The sequence below is a fragment of the Haloimpatiens myeolchijeotgali genome (genome assembly GCF_042688525.2).
Lineage (GTDB): Bacteria > Bacillota > Clostridia > Clostridiales > Clostridiaceae > Haloimpatiens.
Window position 1 is genome coordinate 854,265 of record NZ_JBHWAB010000001.1, and the last position, 13,271, is coordinate 867,535.

The following is a 13,271-nucleotide window of genomic DNA, read 5'->3' on the forward strand; positions in this document are numbered from 1 at the left end:
ACTTTGTTCTTTAATTTTGTTTATATCTTTTTGTATTTAGTGTGTAATAATTTATGAGATTTTTCTCCTAAAGGTTTTATTAAAAATTCATTATAAAGTTTTTGTATTTCAGGATTTTCATGTGATTTTCGTATTTTTTTATTTTTATCTTCTCGGTATATAGCTTCAAGTCTTTTTTGTTTGATTTCTGAACCACCTATTGGTTGACCACCGCCACCAATACATCCTCCAGGACAACACATAACTTCTACAAAATGATAATCACAAGTTCCATCTTTTATTTTTTTTATAATTGGTTGAACGTTTTTTATACCATTGACAACAGCAGCTTTTAATTCAAGTCCATTTAAAGTTACAGAAGTTTCTTTTATACCATCCATACCTCTTACTTCTGTGAAATCTAAATCTTTAAGCTCAGTTTCTGTTAAGACTTCATAGGCAGTTCTAAGTGCTGCTTCCATAACTCCACCAGTAGCTCCAAAGATAGCACCTGCTCCAGAAGATTCACCAAGAGGAGAGTCAAAATCTTCACAATCTACATCTTTTAAATCAATACCTAGTTCTTTAATCATTCGAGCAAGTTCTCTAGTAGTTATTACTGCATCTACATCTTTAAATCCACTAGATTTCATTTCTTCTCTTGTACATTCATATTTTTTAGCTGTACAAGGCATAACTGATACTACAAATACTTTTGATGGATCAATATTAACTTTTTTACAATAATAAGTTTTTGCTATAGCACCAAACATTTGTTGTGGTGATTTACAACTTGAAATATGAGGTATTAGTGAAGGCTCTACTTTTTCTATATAATTTATCCATCCTGGACTACAAGATGTCATTAGAGGAAGAGGACCTTTTGATTTAATTCTTTCTATCAATTCACTAGCCTCTTCCATTATTGTAAGATCTGCTGAAAAGTTAGTGTCAAATACCTTATTGAAGCCTAATTTTCTTAAAACAGATGCTAATTGACCTGTAACTATAGTACCAGGTTCATATCCAAACTCTTCACCAAGTGATACTCGTACTGCAGGTGCAGTTTGAACAACTACATGCAATTCTGGATTATATATAGCGTTCCAAACTCTATCTACATCCTCTTTTTCATAAATAGCACCTACAGGACATACAGTTGTACATTGACCACATAACAAGCAATTTGTTTGATCTAAAGTTTTACCAAAAGGTGTAGTAACAGTATATTCATGAGATCTATTTGCAAAATTTATTATTCCCATGTTTTGAACTTTGTGGCAAACTTCTACGCAGCGGCCACATTTTATACATTTATTAGGATCTCTAATTATAGCTGGATTAGTATTGTCTATTGGAAGTGAATGTTGAGTTCTTTCAAAAGGTATTTTTCTAATATTGTATTCATATGCTAATGTTTGAAGTTCACAGTTACCATTGCGTATACAAGTTAAACAATCTTTTGGATGATTTGCAAGCATGAGTTCTAAAATTGTTTTTCTTATTGCTCTTACTTTTTTTGTATTTGTAAGAACTTCCATACCTTCGTATACTGGAGTAGAACATGAAGCAACAATTTTATTTCTATTTTTAAGTTCAACAATACATATACGACAATTACCTTTTACTTCTTGACATTCTAAATAACATAGAGTAGGAATTTTAATATCTAATTTTTTGGCTGCTTGTAAAATAGAAACTCCTTCTTGTACACTGACATCTTTATTATTTATTTTTAAATTTACTAAACTCATTTAATTCACTCCTTCCTGTGAAAAACAAACATTAGCACTACAATTATGGTATATATGATTGTCGAATTCAGATTTAAATAATTTTAAACAAGATGCTAATGCATTTGGTGCTGATTTACCTAATCCACAAAATGATGCATATTTCATAGCTTCCATCAATTTATAAAGTGTCATATAGTCTTCGTGAGTAGCAGTACCACTTTGAAATTTCTTAAGAATATTTAAAATCTGTTTATTGCCTTCTCGACAAGGTGTACATTTTCCACAAGATTCGTGAACAAAGAATTCAGATATAATTTTCAAAAAGTCAACTACACAGTTTGATTCATCTGCTACTAGAATAGCACCAGAGCCTATGCTTATACCATTTTCTTTAAAAGATTTATAGCAAAGAGGTATATCTAACATTTTTTCATTAATACAGGCGCCAGAAGAGCCTCCAATTTGGGCAAATTTAAATTTCTTATTTTCTGGAATTCCTTGTCCTATATCATAAATTATTTCTCTAAGAGTTATTCCAAATGGAACTTCAAAAACACCTCTATTATTAACGTTACCTGATAGGCATATAAGTTTTGTTCCTCCACTTGAATCAGTTCCATACTTTGCATAGTTTTTTCCACCATTTAAAACAATATAAGAAATGGAAGCGAAAGTTTCCACATTATTAACTAAAGTAGGCATTTTGTAAAGACCTTGTACCTTTATATAAGGAGGTTTAATTCTAGGACGACCAACATTACCTTCAGAGGATTCAACTAAAGCAGAATTTTCACCTACTACATAGGCACCGGCACCCCCTAAAACTTCAATATCAAAATCATAGCCACTATTTAATATATTTTTTCCTAAAAAACCAGCTTTTTTAGCGTTTTCAATAGCAGTAGTTACTATTTTTTGAGATTTAGGGTATTCTCCTCTTATATAAATATATCCTTTATTTGAATTTAATACATAACCAGCAATTATCATTCCTTCAATTAATCTCAATGGGTCTTGATCTAGTATTATTTTATCTTTAAATGTTCCAGGTTCACCTTCATCAGCATTACACATTATATATTTAGGAGAATTTTTGACATGAAGTGCTTGTTCCCATTTTGTACCTGTAGGGTATCCAGCACCTCCTCGCCCCATAAGTTTAGATTCTTTAACTTCTTGAATTATTTCTAGGGGATTCATGTTTAAAGCTTTTTGTAATGCTTTGAATCCATCTGTTTTTACATATTCATCTATAACATAAGGAGTAATTATACCACAGTTTTTAGTGATCAATTTTGTAACTTTATTCATAATGACCCTCCTTGTATTTAGATATTATTATTTTTAATCTTTCTTCTGTTAAATTTCCATAAACGTTTTCACCAATTTTAATTGCAGGTGAAATATTACAGGCGCCTATACAGCTTGTATATTTTAGTGTAAATAATTTATCTTCTGTAGTTTCACCCATTTTTATAGAAAGTAATTTTTCTAACGTACTTATCATTTTTTTAGAATTTCTAACGTGACAAGGGGCACTATTACATACTTCAATAACATATTTTCCTCTAGGTCTATGTTCAAACATATCATAAAATGTCATTATGTCGTAGATTTCTGAAAGAGGAATGTTTAATTCTTGAGATATTATAGTTGCATGTTGTTCAGAAATGTAATTTTCAGTACTTAATTTTTGAATTTCATGTAATATGGATATAAGTTTTTGTTTAGAAAAATCATATTTTTTTAATATGGTTTTTATTTTTCTTTTATCAAGACATGAAGTATTATTTAACATCGTATCCCTCCCTAATATACACTAAATATAAATATTATTAACAAATATTTAATTAAATTATAAAAGTACTACAACATTATATATTAAAAATTTAGAATTGTCAAAAAATTAATTAAAATAAAAAAATTACTCATAATTTGTAAGTAGTTTGCAATTATTTATTATATATATATCAATATTTTATTATAGAAAAAATGAAAAAATACATAAAAGAATACATATTTTAAGATTAAATTGTACAGATAAGTTAAAAAATGAAAAAAATGTGATAAAATATTATGGGCTTAGATTAAAATAAAGAGTGTTTTTATGGGGTAAATATATTATAAGGAGAAGATATAATGAAAAAGATAAATGGAATTTTTTATATTATGTTTTCAGCGGCTTCTTTTGGAATTATGCCTATTTTAGCAAAAATTGCGTATAACGATGGAGCTAATGCTGTTACTGTTTTAGTATTTAGATTTTTTCTTGCAGCAGTAATATTATTTCCTTACATTCTTATAAAAAAATTAAATTTAAAGTTAAGCAAAAAACAGTTTGTACATATTTTTATATATGGAGCAATAAACAATTCAGCTACATGTTTAACATTATTTTTATCATATAATTATATGTCAGTTGGGATGGCTACTACAATGCACTTTATATATCCTGTAGTAGTAACAGTATTGGCAGTTTTGATTTATAAAGAGAAATTATATAAAGGTAAAGTAATAGCACTATTATGTTCAGTTATAGGAATATACTGTTTAGTAGGAGGAAGCCATGCGAATATTGATATAAAGGGAGTTATATTGGCAGTATCATCAGGAATTTTTTATGGATTATATATTATAGGAGTAGGACATAGTGAAATAAAAAATATGGATACTTTTTTAGCTACTTTTTATATATCTGTTTTTGTATCATCAATATTATTTATTTATGGACAAGTTACAAATGAATTTGTATTAAATATTAAACTTTGTAGTTTTTTATGTATGCTTGGTATTGCATTTATTTCAACAGTAGTAGCATTAGTAACATTTTTAAAAGGTGTTCAAATAATAGGTTCTTCTAATGCTGCTGTGTTAAGTACGTTAGAACCTATAGTAAGTATGATTTTAGGAATAATAGTTCTAAAGGAAAGTATGACTATTACAATTGTGATTGGGAGTATTATGATATTAATATCTGTTATAGTAATTACTTTATGTGAAAAAAAGAGAATTGAAAAAGTGTGAGAATAAAGAAAAATTCCTAATAATATAAATATATTATTAGGAAAAAATATAGAATTAAAAGTTGAATCAGTAATTGCTATCAAATGGTAGTATTGACATATTTAAAAAAAATATACACTATATTAAAAAAATAGTTAATAGCTCAACCTTGGCAAATGAAATACAGCCGCTACGGGAAATGATATCTTGCTCAGAAACCTTTCACTTCAGTAACAAGTTCTAAGCTTTACTCATATTGAAAAAATAACTTTTTTCAAATTCGTAAAGCTAAGAACTTGTAAACTTTGTTCAAATGTTTCTTACGCAATATATCATTTCCCTCCGCTAGACAGTATTTTTGTATTGCGAAAGTTGAGTTGATAATTAATAATGTATAATTAATAATTAAGGAAATTTTTCCTTAGGGAAAAATAACTAATATATAATTAAAGATTTTTGCTAAAGCAAAAATCAACCTTCATTATTAATTTTTAATTATTAATTCTTAATTGGAAATAGTGTATAATCTTAGATTGACTAGTAGTTTTTCGTATAATAGTTTATAATATTTGTGTATTATTATAAAAAGTGTGTATTATAAATTTTACACAATTATAAACATATAAGGAAAAGACAAAAATAAGGAGTGATTGTAATGTCTAGAGTATTAGAAAATTTACAACCAAATGAAGTATTTAAATATTTTGAGGATTTAACAAGGATTCCAAGAGGTTCTGGTAATGAAAAAGCTGTAAGTGATTATTTAGTAAACTTCGCTAAGGAACATAATTTAGAAGTGATTCAAGATGAAGCGTTAAACGTTATCATAAGAAAAAAAGCAACAAAAGGATATGAAAATGCTCCTAAAGTAGTAATTCAAGGACATATGGATATGGTTTGTGCAAAAGAAGCAGGTTCAAAACATGATTTTGAAAAAGATCCTATAAATTTAAAAATAGATGGAGATTTTATAAGAACAGAAGGAACGACTTTGGGTGCTGATGATGGTATAGCAGTAGCTTATGGTCTTGCTGTTCTTGCGTCTAATGATATAGAACATCCAGCACTTGAACTTTTAGTAACAGCTGAAGAAGAAACAGGAATGGGTGGAGCACAAGCATTAGATCCTAAAAATGTACAAGGAAGAATGCTTATAAACATAGATTCTGAAGAAGAAGGAAAACTTCTTGTAAGTTGTGCAGGAGGAGTTAGAGATGAAATAAGACTTCCTATTTCTTGGGAAAAGGTATGTGAAGGATATTCTAACTATATCGTTAAAATAGGTGGATTAAAAGGCGGACATTCAGGAATGGAAATAAATAAAGGAAGAGGTAATGCAAATAAGCTTATGGGACGTTTCCTTTATGACGTAATACATTCTATGGATGTTAAAGTAGTTTCAATACATGGAGGAGCAAAATTTAATGCAATTCCACGTGAAGCTGAAATAAATTTATTAGTAAAAGAAGAAAATAAAAAAGCTTTAGAAGAAAAGATACAAAATTGGACTGCTGTATTTAAAAATGAACTTGAAGCTTCAGATAAAGATGTAAATGTAGTTTTAGAAAAATCAGATTGTAAACCTGAAAAAGTATTTTCAAAAGATACTCTTGAAAAAGCAGTTTATCTTTTATGTTTAATACCAAATTCAGTTCAAACAATGAGTATGGCTATTGAAGGATTAGTTGAGAGTTCAACAAATCTAGGGGTTGTTATAACAAAAGAAGATTTTATAGCATTTGATAGTTGTATAAGAAGTTCAGTAGATACATTAAAACAAGAAATACATGAAAAACAAGAGATACTTGCTAAAACATATGGAGCTGAAATTGAATCTATTGCACCATATCCAGCATGGCAATATAATCCAGATTCAGAATTAAGAAAAGTATGTGAAAATGTATATGGAAATTTATTTGATGAGAAGCCAGAAGTAGCAGCTATTCATGCAGGTCTTGAATGTGGATTATTTACAGGAAAGTTTGAAGATATGGATATGATTTCTTTTGGACCAAATATGTATGATGTTCATACTCCAAGTGAACATTTAAGTATTTCTTCAACTCAAAGAGTGTGGAAGCTTTTGGTTGAAATACTAAAGGAAATAAGATAGCAGAGGAAAGATGACAGAGGACAGTTAACAGTGAAAAGATAAAGAACGGAATTTTGTTCTTTATTCTTTTTTATTTTAACTTTTTTGTATAGTTATTAGTTTTGTAGTAAAATATTTTTAGATTTATAAAACTAGAAAATTGAATTATTAATTAATATGTATTAAGGATGTGATAGAGTGAGTTTTTATTCATTAACTTTAATAGCATTAGCACTTTCTTTTGATGCTTTTGGGGTAGCTATAAGTTTAGGTATTTCCGGGTTAAAGACAAGAGAAAGACTAATGTATATTTTTTCATTTGGATTTTTTCAATTTTTGTGCGCATTAGGAGGTGCGTATGCAGGATTCTTTTTTAATACTTACATAGTATCTGTACCTAAAATATTAGGTGGAATAATAATAGCTATAGTGGGTATTATTATGTTAAAGGAAGGATTTGAAGAAGGTAATAATAAATTTATTGAGAATAAGAAGGCATATTTAATACTTGGAATATCTGTAAGTATTGATGCTATGGTTATAGGATTTACAGCACTTAACAATATATATAGTAATTTTATAATATTTAGAGATGCTTTATACATAGGAATAGTTACTTGGATTATGACATCAATTGCTTTTGCAATTTGTAAATATTTAAAAAAGATAAAGGCAATAAGTGCTTATGCAGATTATATCGGCGGAATTATTTTAATTATCTTTGGAATAAAAATGATATTTTTTTAATACAACTAGATGGAAAGTTCACTAGATAATAACAAATGCTACTCGGAGATAGCGAAATTTGTTTAAATAGTTTCATATAATTATAAAAATGTATTGTGGGCGTATTTATGATGATTTATAATAAAATAAGGTGATTGTTATGGATAAGTGTAAATTAATTTTAAAAGAAAGTAATATAAAATGTACTAAAGCTAGATTAAATATCTTGAAGATAATAATAAAAAGCGAGGATTCTTTAAGTGTAGATTATATGTATGAATGTTGTAAAAAACAAGGAATAGAGTTAGATTTATCTACAGTATATAGGACATTAGATTTATTTGAAGGCAAAGAAATAGTAGAAAAGTTTGATTTAGGTGAAGGAAAATATAATTATATGTATAAAGGAAATAGTCATAAACACGTAATTAGGTGTAAATTATGTGATAAAAGAGTAGAAATAGATTGTCCAATGCCACAGGTTAAGGAAATGATAAAAAACAAAACTGGATTTACACTTATTGAAGAGGAAATAAAGTTTAATGGAATATGTGAAGAATGTAAAAAAAAGCAAGGAATAAAGAAATAATATAATAGATAGCTATTTATAATATTTCTTTAATTTCCATATGCCTTTTTTATTTTTTTCTAAAAATATCTTGTAGGTTATTATATCATGAGGAGCTTTATACTCCATGCCTTTAATTGTAACTATACATATATTACCATCGGAAAATTCAAGTATCCACTCGTCAAGTCTTCTCAATTTATAATCATTAAAAAAACCTGAAGTAGCATATTTTTCTACAGCATAGTGTAATTCTTTATTTTTGTTTTCAATTGATTTATAATAAAATATTGAAATAATAAGTAAAATTATTAGTATTAAAGATAGTTTCTTTTTCATTTTTGCCTCCCAAAACAGTGTATACATATATCATATCCAAAAAATGTAAAATAGTAAAGACAGAATATTAAATATTTATAAAATTATAAAAATAACTTCATAGGAATTTAATAATTTGTATGATATTATATATTTATAGAAAATTTAGAAAAAGGGGGTGAAGGCTGCTGTAAATAATTTATTTGTTATTTATGGTAGTTTATTATGGAAAATATAAAAAAAATTAAAAAGCGTGATGAGATTGATAGTAATTATAAATGGAATATCGAAAAGGTATATGTAGATATCAATGAGTGGGAAAAAGATTTTCAACTATTAAAAAGTAAGGCACCTAAACTTAAAGAATTTAGTGGTAAATTACATGATGCTAGTAAATTATTAGAGTTTTTAAAGATTCAAGAGGAAGTTTTAAGATTACTGGATAAGCTTTTTGTTTATGCACACTTAAGAAGTGATGAGGATACTGGCAATACAACATTTCAGTCATTAAAAAATAAAATAGATGGATACTGGGCAGAAGTAATGAGTTTTAAGGCCTTTTTTGAACCAGAGATATTATCATTTGAAGAAGGTGTTATTGAAAAGGAAATAAATGAAATTTTAGAATTAAAAATGTATGATTTTTATTTAAAAAATATACTAAAAATGAAAGAACATACATTAGATAAAGAAAAAGAAGAATTACTTGCAGCAGTTTCAGATTGTTTAAATGCTCCATCTAATATAAGACAAGTATTTGCCAATGCAGATATTACTTTTCCAACTATAAAAGATGAAAACAAAAATGAAGTAGAGTTAAGTGAAGGTAATTATGTTAATTTTTTAAGAAGTAAAGATAGAAATGTTAGAAAATCAGCTTTTGAAAATTTGTTTAATACTTATTATAAATATAAAAATACTTTTGCAACAGCATTAACATCTTCTATGAAAAATTGTATTTTTACAGCTAAAACAAGAAAATTTACATCTGCCCTTGAAAGCTCATTAAAGCCTAATAATATATCTCTAGAGGTTTACGATAATGCTGTAGATACTATTAATAGGCATTTAGATTCACTTCATAGATATGTTAAAATTAAGAAAAAAATGTTAGGTTTAGATGATATTCATATGTATGATTTGTATGTTCCGGTTATAGATACACCAAAAGATCATATAGAATTTAAAACGGCTGTAGAAATTGCAAAAGAAGGTTTAAAACCACTTGGAGAAGAATATCTAAACATTTTTACAAATGGTATAAATAATGGTTGGGTAGATGTTTTTCAGAATAAAGGTAAAAGAAGTGGAGCTTACTCATGGGGATGCTATGATACTATGCCATATGTACTTTTAAACTATAATTATGAATTAGATGATGTATCTACTTTAGCACACGAAATGGGACATTCTATACATTCTTATTATTCAAGAAAAACTCAACCTTATATTTATTCAGAATATGAATTATTTTGTGCAGAAGTAGCATCAATTACAAATGAATGTTTACTTATTAAGGATCTTATAGATAAGGAAAAAGATCATAATAAGAGATTATATCTTATAAATCAACAACTTGAAGGAATAAGAGCAACAGTATTTAGACAAATAATGTTTGCTGAATTTGAAAAAGTAACTCATGAAATGTTAGAAAAAGGTAATGCATTAACAAGTGAAGATTTGTGTAAGATATGGCATGATTTAAATGTTAAGTATTTTGGTGAAGAAATGGTTGTTGATAAAGAAATAGATATGGAATGGGCAAGAATACCTCATTTCTTTTCAGATTTTTATGTTTATCAATATGCAACAGGATATGCTGCAGCAAATTCATTTAGTTCTATGATATTAGATAATGGAGAAGAGGCAGTTGAAAAGTATAAAGGTTTTCTAAAGAGTGGAGGAAGTAATTATCCTATAGAGATATTAAAGAATGCAGGAGTAGACATGACTACTGCAAAACCTTTAGAAGATACAATTAAAAGATTTGATGAACTTTTAGATATGCTTGAGGGCTAAGCTCATCAAGTCAGTAAATAAAAAGATGTATAAGAAAAGAAATTTTTACTAAAAAAATAATGAATAATGAATAATGAATAATAAATAATTAACTCTACTTTCGCAGGTGAAAAACAGCCGCTACGGGAAATGATATCTTGCTTAGAAACCTTTCACTTCAGTAACAAGTTCTAAGCTTTACTCATATTAAAAAATAACTTTTTTCAAATTCGTAAAGCTAAGAACTTGTAAACTTTGTTCAAATGTTTCTTACGCAATATATCATTTCCCTTTGCTAAGCAGTATTTTTTTACTGCGAAAGTTGAGTTAATAATTAAGGAAATTTTGCCTTAGGGCAAAATAACTAACATTATTCATTATTCATTTTTAATTATTAATTGTTACAAAAATCGTCCTTATTTCTACTTTGTTCTTTTTACTTTTTACTTTATAGTTACTTCACATACTATATAAATATCCATATACACTTTTATTAATTATATATGACAATTTTCATTTAATATGTAGGTAGAAAAAAGATATAAAATGGTGTATTATGTTATTAAAAGGAAATTAACATATGTATAATGAGTATATTGTTGAGAATATGATATTTAGAGGTGTGTTATGAGGTTAGAATTTATTAATCGGATAAAAGAAAATGAGGTGTTGGGTAGAAGTATTTTGTGGGATGATGGTCAGGTATTATTGAGAGCAGGAGTGAAGCTTTCAAGAAATTATATTGAAAAATTGAAACAATTGGGAGTTTATTTTATATATGTAGAAGATGAGAGATTAAGTGATGTAAAGGTAGAAGATGAGAGATTAAGTCAAATTAAGAGAGCTACATTAAAAAGTATATCTAAAGTTATTAAAGGTGTAAATACAGTAGGCTCGAAAGAGTTAAAAGAAAGTTGTAATAAGGTTGAAGAATTAGTTCATCATATAGTAGAAACTGGAGATGTAAACAAAAGTCTTTATGATATAAAAACTTATGATAATTACACATACTTACATTGCTTGGAAACAGGTATCATGTCTACATTTTTAGGAATAACAGCAGGCTTAGATAAGCATCAATTAAAAGATTTGGCAATTGGTGCCATTTTACATGATGTAGGAAAGATGAATGTTTCTTATGAAATAATAGGTAAAGATGGAAAATTAACAGATGAAGAGTATGAGGAAGTGAAAAAACATCCTATATATGGAAGAAGAATTCTTGAAAAAAAATTATGGATGTCTGAGGATATTTTAAAAGCAGTTGAGCAGCATCATGAAAGGGTAGATGGAAGAGGATATCCGTATGGACTTCGTGATAAAGCTATTTCTAAATTTGGTAAAATAGTTGCTATATGTGATGTGTATGATGCTGTAAGTAGTAATCGGTGTTATAGGAAAAGATTTAGCCCTAATGATGCATATGAGCTTATATTAGCAGGTAGTAGTTCAGCTTTTGATAAAGAGTTAGTAAATAAGTTTAAAGAAACTTTTTGTGTATATCCTTTAGGATGTTGTGTAAAACTATCAAATGGTTCAAGGGGATATGTAGTAAATCAAAATAGTGGTTTCCCGGATAGACCAGTTGTAAGAGTTTTTTATGATGAAAATGAAAATGCAGTATCTTTTTATGAAATAAATTTATTATCAGAAATAAATATAAGAATAGAAGAAGTAGCATTGTAAAATATTTAAAATATATAGTAAATAGTACTTGGAGGGATGTATGAATAATAAAAAAATAGATTTTTTTATTTATAACTTATCTAGAATGTATGGTTATACTATTGAAGAATTTTTTGATGAATATGGTAAACATATGTTTTGGGCTGTTAAAAAAGAGCAGGATGATGAAATAAAATTTATAATTTTTCTTGATGAAAATAATAGTAATAATGAAAATAAATTTGAGAATATAATCTTATCTAAATATAACATTCACAATGAAATAAAGATAATAAAAGTATTTTTAAAAGAAAACAATGAAAGTAATGTTTACACATCTAAAGATAAAATAATCTATAACACTGTACAAAACAAAGTTTATTATTTTGATGAATTTGTATCAGAAGAAGCAAATGAGATAGGCAAAATTGTTCAAAATATTAATGTACAAAACAGAAAAGATAATAAGGATGTGCCTATAATAACATACATATTAATAGGAATTAATGTTTTAATGTACATTATTACAGCATATCTATCACATAACATATTTAATAGTAACATACAAGTATTAGTATATTTAGGAGCAAAATATAATCCGTTAATTGCTAGTGGACAATATTATAGATTAGTTGCTTGTATGTTTTTACATGGTGGATTAATGCATTTAGTTTTAAATATGTATGGACTTTATGCATTAGGACCATTGATAGAAAAAATTTATGGGAAAATAAAATATATAATTATATATTTTACAGCAGGTATAGCTTCTTCATATGTAAGTTATATGTTTTCAGATAGTGTTTCTATTGGAGCTTCTGGTGCCATTTTCGGACTTTTAGGAGCAGCATTAATATTAGGCTTTAAAATGAAAAATATTGCTGGAAAGCAGTTTAAAAGAGAAATTTTATCTGTAATTTTTATTAATGTAATTATAGGATTATCTATTCCTAATATAGATAATTTTGGGCATTTTGGAGGACTAGTTGGAGGAGTTGTTAGTAGTTTGCTGCTTATCAACTTAAAAAAAGTGACAAGTGATAAGGGGCAAGTATAAGAGAAAGAAAATTAATAATTAAGAACTCAACTTTCGCAGGTGAAAAATAGCCGCTGCGGGAAATGATATCTTGCTTAGAAACTATTCACTTTACAAAATAATTCTTTGCCATAAGTATATGTTGCCAGC

At 27.2% G+C, this 13,271-nt stretch carries 11 protein-coding genes; 7 read left to right on the forward strand and 4 right to left on the reverse strand.

Going from position 1 to position 13,271, the window contains the following annotated elements:
- Positions 1-20: 20 nt before the first annotated feature.
- Genes ACFIJ5_RS03925 through ACFIJ5_RS03935 form a run of 3 tightly spaced genes read right to left on the reverse strand, consistent with a single transcriptional unit; the run spans position 21 to position 3,513 of the window.
- Complete coding sequence (locus ACFIJ5_RS03925; protein WP_379804046.1) at positions 21-1,733, reverse strand: NADH-dependent [FeFe] hydrogenase, group A6; 1,713 nt, start codon at positions 1,731-1,733, stop codon at positions 21-23.
- Positions 1,734-3,026, reverse strand: coding sequence for a complex I 51 kDa subunit family protein (locus ACFIJ5_RS03930; RefSeq protein ID WP_379804049.1), 1,293 nt, complete (start codon positions 3,024-3,026; stop codon positions 1,734-1,736).
- Positions 3,019-3,513 carry an NADH-quinone oxidoreductase subunit NuoE family protein gene (locus tag ACFIJ5_RS03935; RefSeq protein WP_379804051.1) on the reverse strand — a complete coding sequence of 165 codons (495 nt, stop codon included), beginning with the start codon at positions 3,511-3,513 and terminating at the stop codon, positions 3,019-3,021. Before ACFIJ5_RS03935 ends, ACFIJ5_RS03930 begins: the two co-directional genes overlap by 8 nt.
- Positions 3,514-3,854: 341 nt before the next feature.
- Between ACFIJ5_RS03935 and ACFIJ5_RS03940 the strand changes: the two genes are divergently transcribed.
- The 4 genes from ACFIJ5_RS03940 to ACFIJ5_RS03955 all read left to right on the forward strand — a co-directional run bounded on the left by ACFIJ5_RS03940 (position 3,855) and on the right by ACFIJ5_RS03955 (position 8,125).
- On the forward strand, positions 3,855-4,739 hold the full coding sequence (locus ACFIJ5_RS03940) for a DMT family transporter (RefSeq protein ID WP_379804053.1): 885 nt from the start codon (positions 3,855-3,857) through the stop codon (positions 4,737-4,739).
- Between the two features lie 634 nt (positions 4,740-5,373).
- Positions 5,374-6,831: an aminoacyl-histidine dipeptidase gene (locus ACFIJ5_RS03945; protein WP_379804055.1), complete on the forward strand. Its 1,458-nt coding sequence runs from the start codon at positions 5,374-5,376 to the stop codon at positions 6,829-6,831.
- Positions 6,832-7,008: 177 nt separating this feature from the next.
- Positions 7,009-7,557 carry a manganese efflux pump MntP gene (locus ACFIJ5_RS03950; RefSeq protein ID WP_379804058.1) on the forward strand — a complete coding sequence of 183 codons (549 nt, stop codon included), beginning with the start codon at positions 7,009-7,011 and terminating at the stop codon, positions 7,555-7,557.
- A gap of 139 nt (positions 7,558-7,696) precedes the next feature.
- Complete coding sequence (locus ACFIJ5_RS03955) at positions 7,697-8,125, forward strand: Fur family transcriptional regulator (RefSeq protein WP_379804061.1); 429 nt, start codon at positions 7,697-7,699, stop codon at positions 8,123-8,125.
- A 12-nt stretch (positions 8,126-8,137) separates the two neighbouring features.
- On the opposite strand, the gene ACFIJ5_RS03960 is transcribed toward ACFIJ5_RS03955, so the two are convergent.
- The gene (locus tag ACFIJ5_RS03960) at positions 8,138-8,443 is read right to left on the reverse strand and encodes a hypothetical protein (protein ID WP_379804064.1); all 306 of its coding nucleotides are present in this window, start codon (positions 8,441-8,443) and stop codon (positions 8,138-8,140) included.
- A gap of 204 nt (positions 8,444-8,647) precedes the next feature.
- On the opposite strand from ACFIJ5_RS03960, the gene pepF reads away from it, so the two are divergent.
- The 3 genes from pepF (at position 8,648) to ACFIJ5_RS03975 (ending at position 13,142) form a co-directional block, all read left to right on the forward strand.
- Complete coding sequence (gene pepF / locus ACFIJ5_RS03965; RefSeq protein WP_379804067.1) at positions 8,648-10,441, forward strand: oligoendopeptidase F; 1,794 nt, start codon at positions 8,648-8,650, stop codon at positions 10,439-10,441.
- A gap of 606 nt (positions 10,442-11,047) precedes the next feature.
- The gene (locus ACFIJ5_RS03970; RefSeq protein ID WP_379804070.1) at positions 11,048-12,106 is read left to right on the forward strand and encodes an HD-GYP domain-containing protein; all 1,059 of its coding nucleotides are present in this window, start codon (positions 11,048-11,050) and stop codon (positions 12,104-12,106) included.
- Positions 12,107-12,146: 40 nt separating this feature from the next.
- A complete protein-coding gene (locus tag ACFIJ5_RS03975) occupies positions 12,147-13,142 on the forward strand; it encodes a rhomboid family intramembrane serine protease (RefSeq protein ID WP_379804073.1) in 996 nt (331 codons plus the stop codon).
- Positions 13,143-13,271 lie beyond the last annotated feature (129 nt).